The sequence below is a fragment of the Camelimonas sp. FR25 genome, from assembly GCF_059740505.1.
In genome coordinates this window covers 111,410-133,566 of sequence record NZ_JCAWFG010000091.1, presented here as the reverse complement: position 1 = coordinate 133,566, position 22,157 = coordinate 111,410, and the positions used below count along the sequence as shown (strand labels likewise).

The 22,157-nt window shown below is 68.2% G+C and carries 16 protein-coding genes; 10 read left to right on the top strand and 6 right to left on the bottom strand.

From position 1 onward, the window contains the following. Positions 1-218: 218 nt before the first annotated feature. The 4 genes from AC6A67_RS13335 (at position 219) to mutL (ending at position 6,211) form a co-directional block, all read left to right on the top strand. A complete protein-coding gene (locus AC6A67_RS13335) occupies positions 219-947 on the top strand; it encodes a hypothetical protein (RefSeq protein WP_498037037.1) in 729 nt (242 codons plus the stop codon). Positions 948-1,255: 308 nt separating this feature from the next. Beyond that, positions 1,256-2,635, top strand: a complete 1,380-nt coding sequence (locus tag AC6A67_RS13330) for a M16 family metallopeptidase (protein ID WP_498037036.1) — start codon at positions 1,256-1,258, stop codon at positions 2,633-2,635. A gap of 123 nt (positions 2,636-2,758) precedes the next feature. After that, entirely contained in the window at positions 2,759-4,099 is a 1,341-nt protein-coding gene (locus tag AC6A67_RS13325; RefSeq protein WP_498037035.1) for a M16 family metallopeptidase, read from the top strand. A 150-nt stretch (positions 4,100-4,249) separates the two neighbouring features. Then, entirely contained in the window at positions 4,250-6,211 is a 1,962-nt protein-coding gene (gene mutL / locus AC6A67_RS13320) for a DNA mismatch repair endonuclease MutL (protein ID WP_498037034.1), read from the top strand. A gap of 373 nt (positions 6,212-6,584) precedes the next feature. Here mutL and rsmD read toward each other — a convergent pair whose 3' ends face one another. Together rsmD and AC6A67_RS13310 are read right to left on the bottom strand one after the other, a co-directional pair. Then, positions 6,585-7,145, bottom strand: coding sequence for a 16S rRNA (guanine(966)-N(2))-methyltransferase RsmD (gene rsmD, locus AC6A67_RS13315; RefSeq protein ID WP_498037033.1), 561 nt, complete (start codon positions 7,143-7,145; stop codon positions 6,585-6,587). 182 nt (positions 7,146-7,327) lie between these two features. Beyond that, positions 7,328-9,901: a pseudouridine synthase gene (locus AC6A67_RS13310; protein ID WP_498037032.1), complete on the bottom strand. Its 2,574-nt coding sequence runs from the start codon at positions 9,899-9,901 to the stop codon at positions 7,328-7,330. A 43-nt stretch (positions 9,902-9,944) separates the two neighbouring features. Here AC6A67_RS13310 and AC6A67_RS13305 point away from each other — a divergent pair, with 43 nt between their 5' ends. Further along, the gene (locus AC6A67_RS13305; RefSeq protein WP_498037031.1) at positions 9,945-10,427 is read left to right on the top strand and encodes a nucleoside deaminase; all 483 of its coding nucleotides are present in this window, start codon (positions 9,945-9,947) and stop codon (positions 10,425-10,427) included. A 60-nt stretch (positions 10,428-10,487) separates the two neighbouring features. Here AC6A67_RS13305 and AC6A67_RS13300 read toward each other — a convergent pair whose 3' ends face one another. Further along, a complete protein-coding gene (locus AC6A67_RS13300; protein WP_498037030.1) occupies positions 10,488-11,768 on the bottom strand; it encodes a hemolysin family protein in 1,281 nt (426 codons plus the stop codon). 485 nt (positions 11,769-12,253) lie between these two features. Between AC6A67_RS13300 and AC6A67_RS13295 the strand changes: the two genes are divergently transcribed. The 3 genes from AC6A67_RS13295 to AC6A67_RS13285 all read left to right on the top strand — a co-directional run bounded on the left by AC6A67_RS13295 (position 12,254) and on the right by AC6A67_RS13285 (position 16,828). After that, positions 12,254-13,978, top strand: coding sequence for an ABC transporter permease (locus tag AC6A67_RS13295; RefSeq protein WP_498037029.1), 1,725 nt, complete (start codon positions 12,254-12,256; stop codon positions 13,976-13,978). A 109-nt stretch (positions 13,979-14,087) separates the two neighbouring features. After that, complete coding sequence (locus AC6A67_RS13290; protein ID WP_498037028.1) at positions 14,088-15,413, top strand: ABC transporter ATP-binding protein; 1,326 nt, start codon at positions 14,088-14,090, stop codon at positions 15,411-15,413. A gap of 860 nt (positions 15,414-16,273) precedes the next feature. Continuing rightward, positions 16,274-16,828 carry a hypothetical protein gene (locus AC6A67_RS13285; RefSeq protein ID WP_498037080.1) on the top strand — a complete coding sequence of 185 codons (555 nt, stop codon included), beginning with the start codon at positions 16,274-16,276 and terminating at the stop codon, positions 16,826-16,828. Positions 16,829-17,029: 201 nt separating this feature from the next. On the opposite strand, the gene AC6A67_RS13280 is transcribed toward AC6A67_RS13285, so the two are convergent. After that, positions 17,030-17,704 carry an NAD(P)-dependent oxidoreductase gene (locus tag AC6A67_RS13280; RefSeq protein WP_498037027.1) on the bottom strand — a complete coding sequence of 225 codons (675 nt, stop codon included), beginning with the start codon at positions 17,702-17,704 and terminating at the stop codon, positions 17,030-17,032. 553 nt (positions 17,705-18,257) lie between these two features. Here AC6A67_RS13280 and AC6A67_RS13275 point away from each other — a divergent pair. Both AC6A67_RS13275 and AC6A67_RS13270 read left to right on the top strand, forming a co-directional pair. Next, a complete protein-coding gene (locus AC6A67_RS13275) occupies positions 18,258-19,058 on the top strand; it encodes a tyrosine-protein phosphatase (RefSeq protein ID WP_498037026.1) in 801 nt (266 codons plus the stop codon). A 306-nt stretch (positions 19,059-19,364) separates the two neighbouring features. Then, entirely contained in the window at positions 19,365-19,817 is a 453-nt protein-coding gene (locus AC6A67_RS13270; protein ID WP_498037025.1) for a hypothetical protein, read from the top strand. Between the two features lie 125 nt (positions 19,818-19,942). On the opposite strand, the gene AC6A67_RS13265 is transcribed toward AC6A67_RS13270, so the two are convergent. Both AC6A67_RS13265 and AC6A67_RS13260 read right to left on the bottom strand, forming a co-directional pair. Next, on the bottom strand, positions 19,943-20,164 hold the full coding sequence (locus AC6A67_RS13265) for a hypothetical protein (protein ID WP_498037024.1): 222 nt from the start codon (positions 20,162-20,164) through the stop codon (positions 19,943-19,945). Between the two features lie 341 nt (positions 20,165-20,505). Continuing rightward, a complete protein-coding gene (locus AC6A67_RS13260) occupies positions 20,506-21,870 on the bottom strand; it encodes a glutamate--cysteine ligase (protein ID WP_498037023.1) in 1,365 nt (454 codons plus the stop codon). Between the last annotated feature and the right edge of the window lie 287 nt (positions 21,871-22,157).

The following is a 22,157-nucleotide window of genomic DNA, read 5'->3' as shown; positions in this document are numbered from 1 at the left end:
ACAGGGCGGGGCGTTTCTGCCATACTGGCGCCGCACAATGAGGCGCAGATGGCGGATAGACGCTTTACGCGCCGGTGTACGCCGCATCTGTGCGGCGGCAACGTCCAACAGGCTGGCGCAGCGCCAGGCGAGGTTTGATCACGCCACGGCCGCGACGCCAGCGTGGGTTTTGAAGGATGGCGCGGGCAGGACGCCAGACGCCGAGGGGGAACAGACCAATGGCGCCAAAGCATTCCACTGTGCGCATCGGCATGAACAGCGCGGCGCGTCGCGCCCTGCGTGTCGCCAGCCAGGCGAATATTGTCGCAGGCGTGGCCATCGCCGGTTTCGCTGGCCTGCTGGCGGCGACGGCCCCGGCCGCTGCCCAGGAAGGGGTTCTGTTCAAGAATCTGCTGGGCAAAATGGGCGTGATCGAAGAGGACAAGGATCCGATCAGCTACCACGAGCGTGCGCCTCTGGCCTTGCCGCCGTCGGCGCTGAAGACCTTGCCGACGCCGCGTCCGACGGCGGAGAAGCGTTCCGCCCAATGGCCGGATGACGCCGACCTGCAGCGCCGCCGCCGCGAGACGGCCGAGCGCCAGAAGCCGGTGCCGTTTCCGAACGATAATGGCGTGCGTGATGGCGGCCGCCTGAGCGTGTATGAGATGGAGCGCATTTCGCGCAAGCCGACCCGCACAGCTGAGGATTACCAGCCGCGCAAGGTGCTGGGCGATGGCCGCGAGTCGACTTGGGTTGACCCCGACACGCTGCGTTCCACCGCGACCAATGACGATGGCAAGAAGCTCGATCCGAACTTCGAGCCGCGCCGCGAGACGCTGCTGCAGCCGCCGAGCGGCTATCGCAAGCCGGCGCCGGGCGCGCCGGTCAAGGCGACCCGCTCCGATCCGGTGCCGTTCAAGCGCGACGCCAATCCTGAGCGCGACTTCCTGAAGCAGTCGGAAGACTGATCGCCGGCAGGACCCTCCCCTTGCGCCTACTGAGCGCTGCAGCAACGCCCGCCACGGCCCCAAGGCCGCGACGGGCTTTTTTTGTGTACGGCGGGCGGCAGCCATCGGCGTCGTAGCGGCAGGCGCAGACCCCTGCCGTGGTTTGCCGCTGTAGCATCACGGTCATACCCGACTTGCGGCTTACAAAGCGCGGCGGCAAACATTATGTTTGGCCTTATAAACCTTGACGCCGCCCGTGTGGCGGCGTGGCAGCTTGCGCTGGCGGCGCCCGTTCGGCGGGTGAACGCCAGTCGTGGACAGGAGACAGCATGAGCAGCGCCGGTGGAGCCGCACTTCGTGCCCAAAATGCGCCTCGCGCGGAAGATGCGCCTCGTGACCAAAATGCGACTCGTGATCTGGGAGCGTCTGGCGCAAACGTCGGCGATGGCCCCGTGGTTCACGCCAGCACCCTCGACAATGGACTGGAACTGGTAGTGATCCCCGATCACCGGGCGCCGGTGGTCACCCATATGGTGTGGTATCGCAACGGCTCCGCCGATGATCCGGTGGGCAAATCCGGCATCGCGCATTTCCTCGAGCATCTGATGTTCAAGGGCACGATCAATCATCCGGAAGGCGCGTTTTCGGACGCGGTGGCGGCCATCGGCGGCCAGGAGAACGCCTTCACGTCTTACGATTACACCGCTTATTTCCAGCGCGTCGCCAAAGAGCACCTCGGCGAGATGATGCGCTTTGAAGCCGACCGCATGACCAATCTGTCGTTCGACGAGGCGGTGGTGGGTCCTGAGCGCGATGTGGTGATCGAAGAGCGCCGCATGCGCACCGATTCCGACCCGGATCAGCAGCTCAGCGAAGCCATGGACGCGGCGCTGTTCACCCACCATCCCTATGGCCTGCCGATCATCGGCTGGATGCATGAGATTGAGGGGCTGAGCCGCGACGACGCCTTCAACTATTACCAGCGTTTCTACACGCCCTCGAACGCCATTCTGGTGGTGGCGGGCGATGTGGAGGCGCAGGAGGTGCGGGCGCTGGCCGAGCAGCATTATGGCGGCATCGCCTCGGGGCCGCGGCCGCAGCGCCAGCGCGTTCAGGAGCCGGCCCCACAGGCCGCCCGCCGCGTCACTGTCACCGACGCCCGCGTCGAGCAGCCGCTGCTGCGCCGGCTGTATCTGGCGCCATCGTCGCTGACCGGCGGCGCGGAAACGTCCTGCGCGCTCGACGTGCTGGCCGAGGTGCTCGGCGGCGGCGCGACCTCGACGCTGTATCGCAAACTGGTGCTGGAGCAGGGCAAGGCGGTGACGGCCGGCGCCTGGTATTTTGGCTCGGCCGTTGATCAGACGCGCTTCGGCATTTCGGCGGCCCCGGCCCATGGGGTGTCGCTGGATGAGCTGGAGGCGGCGATCGACGCGGTGGTGGCGGAGTTCATCGCCACGGGCGTCGATGAGGCTGACTTCAAACGCGCCACGACGCGCCTCGTCGCCGATATGGTCTACGCCCAGGACAGCCAGGCGACGCTGGCCCGGGTCTATGGCTCGGCGCTGGCGATTGGCGAGAGCATCGCCGACGTGCAGCTGTGGCCGTCGCGCATCGCCGCCGTCACGCCCGATGAGGTGATGGAGGTGGCGAAGCAGTGGCTGAACGCCCGCACCGCCGTGACCGGGCGCCTCGAACCTGCGGCTGCCTGAGCGTTCATTCAAGGCGGGCGCCTGAGGCGACCGCCGCCCCGATGTTTCCGCGTGCGCGCCGCTCCCGGGCCCCACGCGGTCCCTGAGCGCGGCGCCATCTGCGCCTTTCCCGACAGGAACACCATGACTGAAGTGGCCGCCAGGCTCGCCCAGGGGGCGGGCCGCAACGAGGCAACCTCCGACTCGCCCGCCAAATCCCCCGCCCATGTTCAGGACGTGACCTCGCCCGGCGGCGTCGGCGCCTGGCTGGTGGAGGAGCACGCCATCCCGCTGCTGGCGCTGGAGTTCGCCTTCGTCGGCGGCGCCGCCCAGGACCCGGCCGATCTGCCTGGCGTCGCCAATATGCTGTCTGGCATGCTCGATGAGGGGGCAGGGGACTACGGTTCCGACGCCTTCCAGGCGCTGCTCGCCGATCACGCCATCGAATTGCGCTTTAGCGCCGATCGCGACGCATTCCGCGGCTCGCTGAAGACGCTGGTCAGCAATCTGCCGAGGGCGATCGAGGCACTGCGGCTGGCGCTCAATAAGGCGCGGCTTGAGGAAGACGCTATCGACCGGGTGCGCGGCCAGATCGAGGCCGGGCTGCGTCACGACGCCGCCAATCCCGAAGTGCTGGCCATGCGCGCCTTCAACCAGATGGCCTATGGCGGCCACGCTTATGGTCGCCCGGTGCGCGGCCTGCCTGAGAGCGTCGCCCGCATTGGCCGCGATGACCTCGCCGCGTATCGCGGCGCGGTGATGGCGCGCGACAATCTGCACGTCGCCGCCGTAGGCGCGGTGGACGCGGCCACGCTTGGCGCATTGCTCGACGAGGTGTTCGGCGGCCTGCCGGCGTCCAGCACGCTGACGCCCGTGCCGCAGGTGACGCTTGGCTCGCAGGGCGCGGTGCGGGTGGTCGACGTTGAGACGCCGCAGACCGTGGTGCGCTTTGGCGCCCCTGGCGTCGCCCGGCACGACCCTGATTATATGGCCGCCTATATCGCCAACCACATCCTCGGCGGCGGCGTGTTCTCGGCCCGCCTGTTCAAGGAAGTGCGCGAGAAGCGGGGCCTCGCCTATGGCGTCTCCAGCGCGCTGTATCCGATGCGCGCCTCGGCGATGTTCTTTGGCGGCACCGCCACCAAGAATGAGCGCGTGGCCGAATCCATCGAGGTGATCGCCGCCGAGATCGCCCGCATGGGCGCCGAGGGACCGACCGAGGAGGAGGTCCGTCTGGCGAGGCAATATCTGATCGGCTCGTACGCCCTGCACTTCGACACGTCCTCCAAGATCGCCGGGCAATTGCTGCATCTGTCGCTGGAGAACATGGGCATCGACTACATCGACCGCCGCAACGCCCTTGTGGCGGCGGTGACGGTGGAGGATGTGCGCCGCGCCGCGGCCCGTTTCCTCAAGGCGGAGAATCTGCTGGTGGTGGCGGCGGGCAAGCCGCAGGGCGTCACCGAGCGCGACGGCCACGCCTGACCGGCGCTGACGCCAGCCGGGCCTCGCCGCCAGGGATGGGCGACGCCAGATCAACCAGGGCGCGGACAGATCGCTGCGCCCTGCAGGGACACATTTGCAGGGCGGCTCTTGCGACAGCTGCGCCTGCGCTGACAGGCCGGGAGATGAAGCATGGCGGTGCGGCGGCTTGATCCGGTGCTGGTGGATCGCATTGCGGCGGGTGAGGTGGTCGAGCGCCCCGCCGCTGCGGTCAAGGAACTGGTGGAGAACGCGCTCGACGCCGGCGCCACGGCGATTGAGGTGGTGGTGGAGGCTGGCGGTCGCCGGCTGATCCGGGTCACCGACGATGGCTGCGGCATGTCGCCCGAAGACCTGGCGCTCGCGGTGGAGCGCCACGCCACCTCCAAGATCCCTGATGGCGATCTGTTCGCCATCGCCACTTTGGGATTCCGCGGCGAAGCCTTGCCGTCGATCGGCGCGGTGTCGCGCCTGAGCATCACCACCCGCACCCAGGACGCCGACAGCGCGGCGCAGATCATCGTTGAGGCAGGCCTCAAGGGGCCGGTGCGTCCAGCTTCCGGCGTCATCGGCACGCGGGTGGAGATCGCCGATCTGTTCATGGCCACCCCGGCGCGGCTGAAGTTTCTCAAAACCGATCGCGCTGAAGCCCAGGCGGTGGCCGACATGGTCAAGCGGCTGGCCATGGCGCATCCGGAAGTTGCGTTCACGCTGGCCGGCGATCATCTGACGCCGATCACCCTGCCGCGCGAACGCGGCGAGCAGGCGCTGCTGGCCAGGCTCACCCGACTGCTCGGTAGTGATTTCGCCCCCAACGCCATCGCCATCGACGCTGAACGTGAGGGCGTGCAGCTGATCGGCTTCGCCGGCCTGCCAACCTGGCACCGGGGCAGCCCGGCGCATGTGCACATCATGGTCAATGGTCGGCCAGTGCGCGACAAGCTGTTCCAGGGCGCGGTGCGCGCCGCTTACATGGACGTGCTGCCGGCGGGGCGGCACCCGGCGCTGGCGCTCCTGCTGCAGTGCGACCCGCGCAGCGTCGACGTCAATGTGCATCCGGCCAAGACCGAGGTGCGATTTCGCGACCCTGGCCTGGTGCGCGGGCTGGTGATTGGCGCGCTGAAGGAGGCGATCCACCGCGCCGGCCATCGCGCCGCCACCACCGGCGGCTCGCGCACGCTTGAGGCCTTGCAGGCGGCGCGCAACGCCGGTCTGCCAGCCGCCAACATCTCATCAGGCGCCGCCAGTGCGTCGGGCGCAGCTACGCAGGGCCAGGCCGGGATACGCTGGGACAATCGCTGGCGCGAGACCCCGCGCCACGCCCCGCCGCCCGCCGACTGGCAGGCGCCGGCGGCGATCGACGGCGGCGCGCCGCAAGGCTTCGCTGACGCGGGCGGCGGCTGGAACGGCGATGTCCAGGCGGCCTTCGCTGATCTGCTGGCCCCGTCCGCCGACGCCCGCGCCACGACGCCGGGCGGCGAGGCCGATGGCCCCGCCGTGCAGCAGGCGCTTGATCAGGATACGGCGCGCCAGGCCCAGCCGCTGGGCGCAGCCCGCGCCCAGGTGCACGGAACCTACATCATCGCCCAGACCACCGATGGCATCGTCATCGTCGACCAGCACGCCGCTCATGAGCGGCTGGTTTATGAGCGGCTGAAGGCGCAGCGGGCGGTGCAGGGGGTGGCGCGGCAGATGCTGCTGGTGCCCGATATCGTCGAACTCGATCCGGTGGACGCGGATCGGGTGCTGGCGGCGGCGCCGCAACTCGAACAATTGGGCCTCGTGGTTGAAGGCTTCGGCCCAGGCGCCCTGTGCGTGCGTGAGACGCCGGCGCTGCTGGGCCAATGCGACCTGCGCCGGCTGGTGCGCGACGTGGCGGACGCCCTGGCCGAATGGGATCACGCTGGCGCGCTGGAGGAAAAGCTCGACCACGTGCTGGCCACCATGGCCTGCCACGGCTCTATCCGCGCCGGTCGCCGCCTGCGCCCGGAGGAGATGAACGCGCTGTTGCGCGAAATGGAGGCGACGCCGCTCTCCGGTCAATGCAACCACGGCCGCCCCACCTCAGTGGAGCTGAAGCTGTCGGATATCGAGAAGCTGTTCGGCAGGCGGTGAGGCGAGGTCGGTTTGTGGGCCCGTCAAGCCAGGTTGGTGGGCTAGGGCTGGCTGGCGTGAGACAGCGGATGGGATGCGGGAAAGGCATGCGAGCCAGACGCGATAGGTAAGATGAGCCAGGCGAGAGGTTGCGGGTAAGCCCCGGTAGGCAAGACGTGGTGGGCAAGGCGTTGTGGGCAGGCCTAGGCAGGCAAGACGTGGATGGTCGGGTCTAGCCCGACCATGACGGTGGTGAGGTGGAGAGCGGCATGCGCCCCCCTCTCGCCGTCATGCCCGTGCTTGTCACGGGCATCCACGCGTTTTTTCTGCGCCGCCAGCCGCCAGCCGCCAGCCGCCAGCCGCCAGCCGCCAGCCGCCAGCCGCCAGTCGCGGATCAGCTCACGCTAAGGCCGCCGAAATACACCGTGGTCTCGCCATAGCTCCGGCGCTCGAATTCGGTGAAGCCGGTGGGCCAGGCGAAATTGGCGTCGGAGGCTTCCTCCACCACCAGCAGCGCATCCGCCGTCAGCCAGCCGCCGGCGAGGGCGCTGGCGAGAGCCTGTTCCGCCAGACCCTTGCCATAGGGCGGGTCGCAGAACACCACAGAGAAGGGCGCCATGCCGCTGATCGGGCCGAGCCTGGTGGCGTCGCGGCGGAACAGCCGGCTGGTTCCACCAAGGCCGAGCGTATCCATATTGGCGCGGATCAGGCCGCGCGCCTCAGCCGATTCATCGACGAACAGCGCGAAGGCCGCGCCGCGTGACAGCGCCTCGATGGCCAGCGCCCCGGTGCCGGCGAACAGATCGAGCACGCGAGCGTCACGCAGCGGATCGTCATAGGCGTGGCTGAGCACGTTGAACACCGCCTCGCGCAGACGATCCGACGTTGGCCGCACCGCATTGGTCTTTGGCGACGACAACGCGCGTCCCTTGAACTTGCCTGCGACGATCCTCACCGGGCGCTCTCCATTGGGGCAACAGGCGGCCGTGGGGCGATCCGATCACGCGGCGCCAGATCATCGACCAGCCAAATACTCATGGCGCGCGCCGCTAAGGCGCGCGCCGCCGCGCGACAACGCCCGGAACCATGGTCCGGGCGTCACGCCAACTCAATCAACAGCGAAGGGCTGGCCCCGGCCTAGCGCCGCGGGCCGCCGCGACCGCCAGGCTTGGCGCCGAAGGGTTTGCCGCCAAAGGGCTTGCCGCCAGCAGGCCGGCCTCCGGTGGGCCGGCCATCTGCCGGTTTGCCGCCAAACGGTTTGCCCCCGAAAGACTTGCCTCCGAAAGGCTTGCCCCCGAACGACTTGCCCGAATCCGGCCTGTCGCCGAAGGAGCGGCCGCCTGCCGGACGGTCACCGAACGACCTGTCGCCAAAGCCGCGCCCGCCGCCTGCGCTGCGGTCGCCGAAGCCCCGCTTGTCGCCAAACCCGCGCTTGTCGCCAAACCCGCGCCCTCCGCCAGCCTCGCGGCGGTCGTCGCGGCTGCGTTCGCCACGCACCTGCAGCTCCTGGCGCTGCTCGCGCACCACTTTCTCCACCAGCACCCGGCGACCGCCAGGGCTGGAGACGGCGCCGGCGCGGACATGGGCGCGCTGGCCGCTCTCGGCGCGGGCCGCCAGCGGATCATCGCCGCGGCGCGGCTTGCGCGAGCCGGTGTTGCGCGACGCTTCCGTGTCGGCGTCGCGCCAGGTGCTGCGCTTCAGGCCAAGGCGCGAGCCGACGGCCCGGGCCGGAGGCGGATCGTTTTCACCGGGACGCCACGGGTCAGGCGTAGCGCGTGGACCTGTCGGCGCGGCGCGGCCAGAGATGGGCGCGTCCTCAGCCGAAGGGGCCGGGCGGCGACCGCCTGGGTCAAAACGCCCATCATCGTGTTCGAAGGCGGTGTCGTCCTTCCACGGCTTGCCCTTGAGCGCCTCGCGGAATTCCTCGTCGACGCCGTCATCGAAGGACGGATCGACCACCTCTTCCTCTGGCAGGCGATGCGGAATACGCGGCGGCAGCAGCGAAACTGGCCGGCCTTCGTCCGGATCGCGCTCATGGGCGGGCGACTCGAAGTCGGCGCCAGCGCGGCGGGCCAGATCGTCGCCAAGCTGGGCGCGCAGCACGGCGAGGCGCACCTCATCGGCCGCCCCTTCCTCAAGGTCACCCAGCTGGAACGGGCCGAAGGAAATGCGGATCAGCCGGTTCACGCGCAGGCCGAGATGCTCGAGGATGCGCTTGACCTCGCGGTTCTTGCCCTCACGCAGGCCGAGCATCAGCCAGACATTGTGACCCTGCTGGCGCTGGATCTGCGCCTGCACCGGGCCGTAATGTACGCCGTCGATGGTGACGCCATCTTCCAGCGCCGCAAGCGCGTCCGGGGTCACCGAGCCATAGGCGCGCACGCGATAGCGACGCAGCCAGCCAGTCTCGGGATGCGACAGCACACGCGCGAGGCCGCCGTCATTGGTCAGCAGCAGCAGGCCCTCGGTGTTGATGTCGAGGCGACCCACCGAAATCACATGCGGCAGCGCCCCCGGCAGGTGCTCGAACACCGTCGGACGACCTTCCGGGTCGAACTGGGTGGTCACGAGGCCCGCCGGCTTGTTGTACAGCCACAGGCGGGTGCGCTCGCGCGCCGGCATGGGCTTGCCGTCGATCAGCACCTTGTCCTGCGGGCCGACATTGATCGCCGGGGAGGTGATCAGCGCGCCATTGACGCTGACGCGGCCGGCTTCGATGATCTGTTCGGCGTCGCGACGCGAGGCGACGCCAGCGCGGGCCATCACCTTGGCCAGACGCTCGCGGCCATCGGCGCGCTCGACGCGCTCAGTCTGCGGCCTGGCGCGGTTGCGGTCGGGTCCGCTGCGCTCGAACCGGCCGCCCTCGGCGCGGCCGCCGAAGCGCTCGCCCGGACCACGACCAAATCCTTGCCCACCCGCCTGGCCCATCCCCTGGCCACTGCGGTCGCCATAGGAGCCACGGCCACCCTGCGGCCGCTCGCGACCGCCAAACGCCGGGCGGGCGTCGCCATAGCGGCCAGCGTCGGCGCGCGGCGCGCCAGCCCGGGGGCCAAAATTGCTGCGGGGACGGGCGTCGTCGGGGCGATCGCCGCGCGGGCGCTCAAACCGCTGGCCACGTCCTTCAGGGCGCGGGCCTGACGGCCTGCGCGCCTCGCGGCTCTCCCACGGACGCTCATTGCTACGGTCAGGGCCGGAAAAACGCTCCTGCTGGCGCTGGGGCCGGTCGAAGCCGCGCTCCTGGCGCGGGCCGCCATCGCGGCCGCCAAAGCCACGATTGTCGCCGCCGCGCGGGGCGAAATCGCGCCCACCTGCGCCGCTACGCGGCGCAAATTCGCGAGCACTTCCGCCGCCACGCGGCGCAAAGTCCCGACCAGCTCCGCCGCCACGCGGCGCGAAATCACGGGAAGGGCGTGCGCGATCACCGCGTTCGCCAAAAGCGCGTTCGCCAAAGCCACGGCTGCCCGCATCGCGACCGCCAGCGTCACGCGCCGCAAAGTCGCGATTGGCCGGGCGCTCGCCGCGCGGCTTGTCGCCCTGGAAGCGATCGCCCTTGAAGCCGCCAGTCTTGAAGCCGCCAGCCTTGAAGCCGCCGCCCGGCTTGCCGCCGCGACCGGAAAAGCCGCGCTCACCGCCGTTACGGCCATCGCCGCCCTGGCCATTGCCGCCGCGTCCCGAGCGGGGCGGGCGCCTGTTATCCGTTTTGTCCGTCATTGCGGCGTGATAGCAGAGCGTGGGCTGCTTAGCGAGGACAACCATGCAGGATAATGGCTCTACCGGCGACGCCGCCGGACGCCCCCGCGCCTCGATTATGGACCTGGCGCTGGATGAAGCGCGAGCCGCAGCGGCGCGCGGCGAGATCCCCATCGGCGCCGTGGTGACCCATAAAGGCGCGGTGATCGCCCGCGCCGGCAACCGTCCGCGCCAGCTCTCTGACCCCACCGCCCATGCTGAAATCCTTGCGATCCGCGAGGCCGGCCGGATTTTGGGCAATGAACGCCTGCTCGAATGCGATCTTTACGTCACGCTTGAGCCCTGTCCGATGTGCGCCGCCGCCATCTCCTTCGCCCGTATTCGCCGGCTGTATTATGGCGCCGCCGACCCCAAGGGCGGGGCGGTGGACAGCGGCGTGCGCCTATACGCCTCACCCACCTGTCATCACGCGCCAGAGGTCTATGGCGGCCTTGCGGAAACCGAGGCGGCGCGCCTGCTGCGCGATTTCTTCGCCAGCAGGCGTTGATCGCGCTCCCGACGCCAGTTCGGCGCCGCGAATCACCTCGCACGACGTAGTGGCCTGGGCTCAGCTGTCGCGGCGCTGGGCCAGCACCTTGTCGACGCGGAAGCCATCCATATCGACCACCTCCAGCCGCCAGTCGCCGATGTCCACGGCCTCTCCGGTATGGGGCAGTCGGCGCATGGCGTCGATGACCAGGCCGGCCACGGTGTCATAGTCGCGATCGTCGTCGAGCGTCAGGCCAAGCAGATCCGCCATCTCGTCGACATGCATGGCGCCGGCGAGCAGCCAGGAGCCGTCGGCGCGCGCCACCGCGTCCTCGTCATTGCTGACATGATCGATGTCGATGGCCCCGGCGATGGCCTCCAGCACGTCGGCTGGCGTCACCACCCCCTCGAAGTGCCCATATTCGTCGTGCACCAAGGCCATCGGCGTCGGCGACGCCTGCAGCAGGGCGATGGCTTCAAGGGCGCCCAGCGTATCGGGGGCCACCGGCGCAGCGCGCAGATGGCCGCGAATGTCAGGCGGCAGGCCGGCGCGGGCGCCGCGCACCAGATCGCGCGCCACCACAATGCCGATGACATTATCCGGATCGCCGTCGATCACCGGAAAACGCGAATGGCTGCTGGCGGCGATCTGGTGGTAAATCAGCGCGGGATCATCCTGGACATTGATCGTCTCCACCTCGCGGCGCGGCGTCATCACCCCGCGCACCGAGCGGTCGCCAAGCCGCAATACGGCGCCGATCATCCGGTGCTCCGCCTTTTCGATCACCCCCGTCGTGCTGGCTTCGGCGACGATCGAACGAATCTCCTCGTCGCTGATGGTGGCGCCGCTCTGGCCGCGCGCCCCAAGCAGCCACATCACGCCGCGCGTGCTCACGTCGAGCAGCCACACCAATGGCGCGGTGGCCCGCGACAGACGCGCCATCCACGGCGCCATGACGCAGGCGATCGGCTCGGGATTGCGCAGGGCCAATTGCTTGGGCGTCAGCTCGCCAATGATCACCGACAGCAGGGTAATGATCGTCACCACCACGCCGTAGCCGACGGCTCCGGCGGCGCGCGGCGTCAGCCCCCAGTCGACGAGGGCGGCGGCCATCTGGTCGCCCAGCGCCGCGCCGGAGATGGCGCCGGCGAGGATGCCGATGAGGGTGATGCCAATCTGCACGGTCGGCAAGAACCGGCCAGGCTCTTCCGACAAGGCGATGGCGGCGGCGGCGCCGCTACGGCCCTGATCGGCCATCACCCGCAGGCGCGAGGGGCGCGACGACACGATCGCCAGCTCAGACAAAGCGAACAGGCCGTTGAGCACGATCAGCAGCAGAACGATGATCAGTTCGAGCAAAATGCGCAGACCAGCCGGTCAGGCAGGCCTCTCCCAGGATGCAGGCGGTCAGCATGGGCGCGCCCAGCTGGCAAATCAATGGCGTGGGGCGGCGTGAGCCCATTCCGCAAGGGGGCGACGCTTGCGAGGATTCCCTGCCCAAATCACGACGGCGGCGCCGGGATTGGCCGTCGCGAATGTGGTAAAACCGTTGCGAAGCTGCTTTATGGACGGGAGGCGTCGCCCGACCGCTGCCTTCCAGGGCTGTTCAACGTGCCAGTTTCTTCGCCAGTTTCTTTGCCAGCCACCTGGTCAACCAGTCGGCCAGCCGTACGGCCAGCATGGCCGTCGGTGTGCCTGTCGGGCTTCTCGTCAGGTCTCTTGCCAGTCTCCTTGCCAGATCTCTTGCCAAGTTCCTTGCCAGTCTCCTTGCCGGCTAACTCGCCAGTCTTCTCGCCAGTCTCCTTGCCAGTCTCCTTGCCAATGCGCGCGCAGGTTCCCGTCCGATGATTACGCTTCCGCCACAGGGGCGTCGCTGGCTGCCCAATCTGTGGGATGTGGCGGCGTTTGGCCTGCTTGTGGCGATCATGGTCGGCGTCAGCGTCGGCGCGCGCGACGCTGCGGCGCCGCTGGAGGCGCTGCGCTCGCCGCCGATCACCACTGATCCGGCGCATCTGCCCTATTACGCCTTGCGCACCACCCTGCGCATGCTGGCCGCGCTGGCGGCGTCGCTGGCGTTCACATTCGCGTTTGGCGCGCTGTGTCTGCGCAGCAGGCGGCTGTCGCAGGTGCTGGAGCCGGCGGTCGATATCCTGCAATCCGTGCCGGTGCTGGGCTTCCTCACCTTCACCATCACGTTTTTCCTTGGCCTGTTTCCCGGCCAGATCCTCGGCGCCGAGCTGGCGGCGATCTTCGCCATTTTCACCAGCCAGGCCTGGAATATGGCGCTCAGCTTCCTGCAATCGGCGCGCAGCACGCCCCGCGACCTGGAGGAGGCGGCGCGCAGCCTGCAATTGTCGGCGTGGCAGCGGTTCTGGCGGCTGACGGTGCCCTTCTCCATGCCTGGCCTCGTCTGGAACATGATGATGTCCATGTCGGGCGGCTGGTTCTTCATCGTCGCCGCCGAGGCGCTGACGGTGGGCGACCAGCACATTCTGCTGCCAGGCGTCGGCTCCTATCTCGCCACCGCCATCGACCAGAGCGATCTTGCGGCGGTCGGCTACGCCGCCCTCACCATGGTGGTGGTGATCCTGATCTACGACCAGGCGCTGTTCCGGCCGCTGATGGCGTGGGCGGACAAGTTCCGCATGACTGGCGAAGGTGAGGAGACCCAGGCGCCTGAGGCGTGGCTGCTCAATTTGTTCCGGCGCACCCGCGTGCTGCGGGCCATGGTGGAGCCGGTCAGCGATGTCTTGCGCCGCCTCGGTCAGTTCCGCTTCGATCGCGGCCCGGCGCGGCCCATGTCATTGCGTCTGCCGAAGCTGGCGGAGCGGGCGCTCGACATCGCCTGGCGCCTTGTTCTGGCGCTGGCGGCGCTGGGCGGCGTGTGGCTGATCGCCAGCTTTGTCCGCGCCTCGCTCAATCCAGGCGATTTCGTCGAGGCGCTGCGCCTCGGTTTCATGACCTTCCTGCGCGTCGTCATCATCGTCATCGTCGCCAGCCTGATCTGGACGCCTGTCGGCGTGTGGATCGGCCTGCGGCCGGCGCTCGCCGCGCGCATGCAGCCGCTGGTGCAATTTGTGGCGGCGTTCCCGGCCAATCTGCTGTTTCCGGTGGTGGTCGCCGCCATCGTCATGTGGCGGGGCAATCCGGATATCTGGTTGACGCTGCTGATGGCGCTCGGCGCGCAATGGTACATCCTGTTCAACGTCATCGCCGGGGCCAGCGCCATTCCGGGCGACCTGCGCGAGGCCGGGCGCTCCTTGCGCCTGCGTGGCGCCTTGCGCTGGCGCACGCTGATCCTGCCGGGGGTGATGCCCTATTATCTCACCGGCGCGCTGACGGCGGCGGGCGGGGCGTGGAACGCCTCGATCATCGCCGAAGTAGCGCAATGGGGCGACGTGACGCTCACCGCCAATGGGCTCGGCGCCTATATCGCCCAGGCCTCGATGGCGGGTGATTTGCCCAGGGTAGTGTTGGGGGTGACGGTGATGTCGCTGTTCGTGCTCGCCCTCAATCGCGCCGTCTGGCTGCCGTTGCGGGCGTGGAGCGAGCGCAGGTTCCGCCTGTGATAGCGGCTTTTGTGCGAGCGCCAGTTGGCCAGAGCGGCGCTGGCGATGTGAAGTGAGGCGTTTTCTCGCCCGAGCGGCCCCAGGCGGGGTGCAAACGGAGACAGGGTGCATGGCGCGCGATACGGAATGGCCGCAGAGAGATCGCACGGGCCGGCCGCTGCTGCTCGAGGTGCGCAACGTCAAGCGCGACTTCGCCAAGGCTTCCGGCGAGGCGCTGGCGGTGCTCGACGGCGTCAATCTCGACGTGCGCCAGGGGGAGATCATCGGCCTGCTCGGGCGCTCCGGCTCGGGCAAGTCGACCCTGTTGCGCATCGCCGCCGGCCTGTTGCCGCCCACATCCGGCGAGGTGCTGTTTCGCGGCGCGCTGGTCGATGGCCCGCCGCGCGGCGTCTCGATGGTGTTCCAGAGCTTTGCGCTGTTCCCCTGGCTCACCGTGCAGGAAAACGTCGAGCTGGGGCTTGAGGCGCTGCAGGTCGACGCGCCCGAGCGCCGCCGCCGCGCCCTGCAGGCCATCGATCTGATTGGCCTCGATGGATTTGAGAACGCCTATCCGCGCGAGCTGTCTGGCGGCATGCGCCAGCGCGTCGGCTTCGCCCGCGCCCTGGTGATGCACCCCGACGTGCTGCTGATGGATGAGCCGTTCTCGGCCCTCGACGTTCTGACCGCCGAGACCTTGCGCACCGATCTGGTCGATCTGTGGATGGAGGACCGTCTGCCGATCGGCGCAGCGCTGATTGTCACCCACAATATCGAGGAAGCGGTGCTGTTGTGCGACCGCATCCTTGTGTTCTCCTCCAATCCTGGCCGGGTGGCCGCCCAGGTGCGCATCACCCTGCCGCATCCGCGCAACCGCCAGGACCCGCGCTTCCGCAAGGTGGTGGACGACGTCTACGCCCGCATGACCCGGCGTTCCCAGGCGGCGCTGTCGGGCGAGGCCGCCGCCGCCGACGTGCTGGCGCTGCAGCCGGTCTCCACCAATATCATGGCCGGCTTGATGGAGGCGCTGGCGGGCGAGCCGTGGAACGGCCGCGCCGACCTGCCCGAACTGGCGCGCGATCACCAGCTGGAAGCCGACGAGATGGTGCAATTGGGCGAGGCGCTGCAATTGCTCGGCTTCGCTGACATGCGCGACGGCGACCTGCATCTCACCGACGCTGGCTTCGCCTTCGCCAGCATGGAGACCGACCAGCGCAAGGAGCTGTTCGCCGAGCAATTGTTGCTGCATGTGCCGCTGTTGCGCCGCATCCATGAGGAGCTGACGCAGCGCCCCGACAGCCCGCTGCCCGCCGCCCGCTTCCGCCAGGAACTGGAAGCGGCGATGTCGGAGAGTTACGCCGACCAGACCCTGAACACCACAGTCGCCTGGGGGCGTTACGCTGAATTGTTCTCTTATGATGAGCAGGCGGAACAATTCAGCCTTGACGATCCAGAATAATAAACATCTGGTTAATACAGTGCGCGTTCTGTTTTTAAGACAGGTGCAAGTAATCTGTTCCAGGTCTTCAAATACCGCTTTATTCGCTTGAATGTGCCTATTATATTTGCTGTGATATCGACGTGTTGATTATTCGGGTGCTCTGTGGTCGGCGCGCTGTGGGCCTCCGGCAGGGGGGGTGAGGTGCGCGGCGCACGCCGTCGTGAGCCAGGCGGACGCTGGGACGCTGGGGGGGGCGGCTTGGCGCCAGCAGCCACGACTTGCGCGCGACTGGTGCGGGTTTGGCCCCCACTTGAGCTTGGGCCCGACTTGCGCCTGGCCGAACTTGCGCCTGGCCTGACTTGCGGCTGGCGGTGTTTGCGCCTCGCCGGGGTTGCGTCTGGCCCGCGGGCGCGCCTGGCGAGACTTGCGATTGGTCCGATGCGGCGCCAGTCGACCAATTGCTGGGTCACAATACGGTAAATCACCTATTAATTGTGCGGTGCAGGAGTTGCTCTCGGCGCGCGCCCGGCCAATCATGAGCCAGGCGCCACAGCTGCTGGCGCGCTGGCCGGGGCGCATGGCGCAAGCGCGTCAGTTCTGGGCCGCGCAAGCCGCGTGGCGCGCGTCGGAACGCGCTATGGTTCCGGGAAAGCGGCGCCGTAAGCGGCGCCGGTCGCGACCCGGCATTGTGACGCCGGCTGACACCCAGGGTTTGGCCCCTGTGAGGATGGGGCTGGCGTGATCATTTATTGGGGATCGGACTGATGGCTCACCACACCAACCACGCTGCACTGTCCGCCCATGCCGCCATGTCCGCCCGCCGTGCGCGGGCGCGCGCAGTCGCCGTGGCGGTTACCCGGGACCCGCAGGCCGTACGCATGCAGCTGCTGCGCCGGCTGGCGCTGGCCGCTGGTCTTGGCGCCCTCACGGCGCTTGGGGCGGCGCTGCTGGCCCCGTCGCAGGCGCAGGCTTTGACCATGCAGGAATGCAGCGCCAAATATAAAGCCGCCCAGGCCGCCGGAACGCTCGGCGCCATGAAGTGGAACGATTTCCGCAAGACCCAGTGTGGCGACGCCACAGCCGCCACCGCGCCCGCCGCGCGCCAGGGCGCCGCGCCCGCGACCCAGGCGGCGCCTTCCGGCTCGGCAGCCCCTGCCAGCCAGGCAGCCCCTGCCAGCCAGGCGGCCTCTGCCGGCCAGGCGGCGCCATCCTCCCGGGCGACCTCCCAGCCCGCGCCTGCCGCAGCTGGCTCGGCGGTTTTCCCGCGCGCCCTCGCGGCCAAATACGCCAAGGAAAAGCCGGCGAAGCAGCGCATGTACACATGCCTCGACCAGTACAACGCCAACAAGGCCAGCAACGCCAATGGCGGCCTGAAATGGATCCAGAAGGGCGGCGGCTATTACAGCGTCTGCAACAAGCGCCTGAAGGGCTGAGCCGCGAGGTCACGGCACCGCCCTATAGGCTTGCCTCAGCAAGCGATAGCTAACGCAGGGCAAAGTGAGCGCGTGTCAGGTCGCGGATGGGCCAGCATCTTCGCGACCTGATTTGAGACCGCTGCCTGTCAGCCGCCGCGCCCCTGGCGCGGCGTTTCGCTTTGCAAATTACAATACCAGGCGTGCGTCTGCTGGTCCCTATCAGTAGCCGACGGTAAATCTGCGGCGGCTGTGGGCCGGTCGCTCCAGCTCGTCGACCATGGCCACGGCGTAGTCTTCCAGCGAAATATGCGACTTGCCGTCATCGTCGGTCAGCAAATGGTCGCCGCCCAGCCGGAATGTTCCGGTGCGGACGCCTGGCTCCAGCATCGCCGAGGGCGACGGGAAGGTCCAGTCGAGGTCGGTTGTCTGGCGCAGCAGCTCCAGAAAGGCCCCGCCGGCGCGGGCCTCAGGCTTCCACGCCTCGGGAAACTGGTCGGTGTCGTAAAGGCGCAGGCCAGCGCCTGGTCCGCTCACACCAGGCCGGTCGCCGCCCTGGCGTTCCGCGCCGGACGTAGCGCCAGGCGCGACCTCAAGGCTACCAGCGCCGCCGACCACCAGATAGCGCCCGACGCCTGCATTGCGCACGGCGCGGATGAGCAGCGCCGGATCAGAGGCGCTGAACCACACCGCGCTGATCACCGCGTCATGGCCGGCGAGGGCGGCGGTCAGCTCCGCCTCATTGAACACATCCGCCTTTCGCGGCGTGACCAACGGGCTGGCGGCGATGGCGCCGGCGCCGCGGGCGATGGCGGTGACATGGTGGCCACGCGCTGTGAGCTCAGCCAGCAAACGCGAGCCGACGGCGCCGGTGGCGCCAATGAGGGCGACCTTCATAATAAAGCTCCCTGATACGACCTCGCGCCTGCGCCTGTCACATCAGGCGACGCACGAGGCGCCCAAATGAATCTGGCCTGCGATCGTGGTTGCACTATCCGCCACGCAGCCTGCGCGGCATGTGCGCTGGCGCAAGCTGCGGCGGATGGGGCGCCCTGTCGCGGGGCCGCGAGCAGTGCGACGTGTCGGCCTCGATGTGGCTCAATGCGCTGCCTCCCAGGAGCTGACTTCCAGGGGGCGCCGCCCCGAACGGCGCTGCGTCCGCCGTCATGGCAAGGCTGCATCACCATACTGGGGCGCCAAATTGTATCGTCTCGCCAATCAGGGCCTTATGCTTGGCCGGATGGAGGCAGCCATGTAGAAGGCGTTATGAGCAAGGCATTGATGGTCGAGACCATGATTGCTGATGCGCGCGCCAGGGGGCGACGTCGCACGCCGCCTTATGCGGCGCAACGGGCGCGACCTTCGCGCCATGTCGCAAGGCGTTCATCGCCGCGGCTATAATCGATGGCCTGGATAAACCGGGTCGCAATGCAGGAAACGAGAGGACAGCATGGCTGAGGGCGATCAGGCGCAGGCCTGGAACCGGGTGCATCCCTATGATGCGATCACCAATTTCCGGGATTTTGGCGGCTACGCCACGCTGAACGGCGGTCGCGTCGTCACCGGCCGGCTGTTTCGGGCGGCGCACCAGCATCTCGCCACCGACGCCGATCTGCAGCGCATGGCGGCGCTCAATCTGGGCCTGGTCGTCGATCTGCGCCGGCCGACCGAGCGCAACAACCAGCCGTCGCGTCGCCCGCCCAATTGGGCCGGCGCGGTGATCGACAATGATCTGGGCGACGAGAGCGAAACGCCGCATCTCACCTTCCTGCGCCGCACCGATGTGACGCCGGCGTCGATCGAGACCTATCTGCAGGGCTATTACAGCAAGGCGCTGCATGAAGAGCGGCATCAGGACCTGTTTGCGCGGGCGCTGAAGGCGTTGCCGCAACTCGATGGCGGCGTGCTGGTGCATTGCGCGGCAGGCAAGGACCGCACGGGTCTGCTGGTGGCGCTCATTCACACCATTCTCGGCGTGCATCAGGATGATGTGGTGGCGGATTATCTGCTGACCAATGAGCTGACGATGACCGAAGCGCGGCGCCAGCAGGTGCAGCAGACCCTGTCAGAAGCGCTCGGCCGCCCGGTGCCAGATGAGGCGGTGCACGCCTTCCTCGGCGTCGCCGGTCACCACCTGGAAATCGCGCTGAACTCGCTCAATGACGAATATGGCTCGGTCGACGGCTATCTGCGCCACCTCGGCGTCAGCACGGCCGATCGCGACGCCATCGTTGGGCGCTTCGCGGTCTGAACCAGGTTCCGTCAGCCCGTCGCAACGGCGCGCGCGCCGGGCGACGGCTGATGCGTCTCGCGCGTCGTTGGGCAAGGCCCAGGCTCTGACGGCGCTGAGACTCTGGCGCGGCCGTGGCGCTTGCGCGGCGTGGCCCCAGCTACTAGAGCAGGAAGGTCTGGACCGGACCTTCCCCAGGCCCTGATGCTTGCCGAAGGCTACGGCTGATGGCCGCGGCACTGGCGGGATCACCTCCTGTCGCGTGGCCCTGCGAGGCAGGGCTTCAGGTCCTCACGTCGTCTGCCTTCTAATCTGCGGAACAGCTTCATGGCGCTCAACAACAAGAAGATTTTGATGGGCGCCGCGACGGCGCTGTTCGTCGCCGGCATCGCCGCCATGGCCTTCATGCAGGACGCCACCGATGTGTTCGTGGTCGACGACACCGTTGTCTCGGAAACCCCGACCCGCGAGCTGCTGGCATCAGAAAAAGCCGCGCTGGCGACGGCGCTGTCGCCGGGCCTCAATGACCCGCCGAACGTGCAGTGGCGCTGGCTGCCGCTCAACATGCAGACCTTCGGCAAGGGCAGGGGGCAATATTGCGGCTACCTCAACGCCAAGAACGCTGATGGGCAATATCTTGGCTTCCAGCCGTTCCTCGCGGCGGTGCGCACGGCGCGCAAGGAAATCCGCTCGGGCGAGCTGGCGCTGGTGGCGACCGATGACGAGGCTCTGCAGGCGGTGAAGCGCATGTGCGCCGAGGCCGGCTATCAATTGCCGTAAGGCGCAAACGAACTCGCCGCGATCCTGCGATCCAGGTCGTTGAGGCCTGGCAGGCAGCGGCGGCCTTGCCCCGGGGGGCGCGCGGCGGCGGGCGCTGGCGCCTGTGCCGCAGCGCGGCTTTCACCTCAATTGGTGCGGATGACGTCCTGCAGCAGGCTCAACAAATGCTGCGCCACCGGCTTGCTGATGGTCTTGCGGTAGCGCGAATGCACCAGCTGGCCGTTGTGGTAGATGTCGCACTCCATATACAGCCGCTCGCCGTCCCAGCGCACGACATTGTCGCTTTCGATGGTCTCGACCACACCGAGATTTTCGAGGAAGCGACCTTCCTGAGGCTTGTTCTGCATATGGGTCTCCTGCGCCGGGCTGTGCCGACGCTTCACAAAAGTCAGCCCCGCCGGCCCCAAACGGGCGTCGCGCCCGGACCCGCGCCCGTGCGTGACGGGGCGCTCTTGCATGCTAGAGCAAATCGCGCGGCGGAATGAAGGGATTTTGTGGCCAGGCCGGACGCAAGGCGAGGCGTTGACCTCAATGTCATCGAAAGGCCGTCAGTAGAATCAACCAACCCGAGGGGAAAGCGTTACCGGCGCGGCTTTACGCCGACCACCGCCAGCCAGCGCCGCAGCTGATGGCCGGGGACGCGTCGCCACGTCCACGGCAGCGCCGGCGCGCCTCTCGCCCAAGAGGTTCAGAATACGCATTGGCTGAAGGCAGGCAGCACCGAGCCGCGCCAGTCGCCGTGATAGCTGGCCAGCAGGCGCTCGGCGTTGTTGCGGCCCTCTGCGATGATCTGCTGCAGCGGCGCCAGATAGATGCGCTCATCGCCCGCCACGCCCTGGTGAGCCCGGGGGGCGAGGCCCTGCGCTGACAACGCCAGCACCTCAGCGGCGAGCGCGCGCATGTCGCGGCCAGCGATCGGCGTCTTAAGGCCGAGGCGCGGAACCTCATCGCGCAATTGCTGGCGCTGCGCCGCCGTCCAGCCCCGGACCAGCTCCCAGGCCGCGTCGAGCGCCGAGGCGTCATAGAGCAGGCCGGTCCAGAACGCCGACAGCGCCACGATCATGTCGCGATCGCCCACGTCGGCGCCGCGCATCTCCAGGAACCGCTTCAGCCGCACTTCTGGGAAGATAGTCGACAGATGGTTGGTCCAGTCGGCCAGCGAGGCGGATTCGCCAGGCAGCGCCGCCAGCCGGCCATCGAGGAAATCGCGGAACGAGGCGCCGGCCACATCGATATAAGTGTCGCCGCGCTTGACGAAATACATCGGCACATCAAGCGCATAATCGACGTAACGCTGAAAACCCATGCCATCTTCGAAGGCGAAGGCCAGCATGCCGGTGCGGTCGGCGTCGGTGTCGCTCCAGATATGCGAGCGCATCGACTGCAGGCCGTTCGGCTTGCCTTCGGTGAAGGGCGAATTGGCGAACAGCGCCGTCGCCACCGGCTGCAACGCCAGCGACACGCGTAGTTTCTTCACCATGTCGGCCTCGGAGCTGAAGTCGAGGTTCACCTGCACGGTGGAGGTGCGGAACATCATGTCGAGGCCGAGCGAACCGACCTTCGGCATGTAGCGGCGCATGATGTCGTAGCGCTGCTTGGGCATCACCGGGGTTTCGGCCCGGGTCCACAGCGGGCTCATGCCCAGCGTCAGGAAGCTTATGCCGAGCGGCGCGGCCACCGCCTTGACGTCAGCGAGATGGGCGTCGAGTTCGGCGGCGGTCTCATGCAGGGTGGCCAGCGGCGCGCCGGATAATTCGAACTGGCCGCCGGGCTCCAGCGAAATGGCGCCGCCCTGGTCATTGTACAGGCCGATCGGGTGGCCATCCTCGAGGATCGGCTCCCAGCCAGTGCGGGCGGCGAGGCCCTCCAGCAGCGCCCTTATGCCAGCCTCGCCCGCATAAGGGACGGGGCTGTGACCTTTAGCGTAGAACGGGATTTTCTCGTGCTCGGTGCCGAGCCGCCATTGCTCCGCCGGGCGCTGTCCGCTTTCCAGCCAGCCGACCAACTCGTCACGGGAGGAGATGGGCGTGGAATCGGAGACGTCGCGCGCCATGAGAGTCTTTCCGCAAATCGGGCCGTGCGGGCCAGTTGCGCGGCGGCGACGCCGGTGCGGCGTCGATCGTTAAGCGCAAACTGATGCCCGGCGGCGTCAGGCGTGGCCTCGCAACCGGCGCCCCGGTCGCGACAGCGGCCCGTACGCATGCTGCGTCGCGGACCGCCTGCATGTTCATAAGGGCCAGGAATTGGTCCTGCAATCACTCTTGTGGAGAGCGCGACGGGCGCGCCCTCAATCGGCGCGATGGTCGCCTGCGACCGGGCGCGTGCGCCGCAGGCATCTGC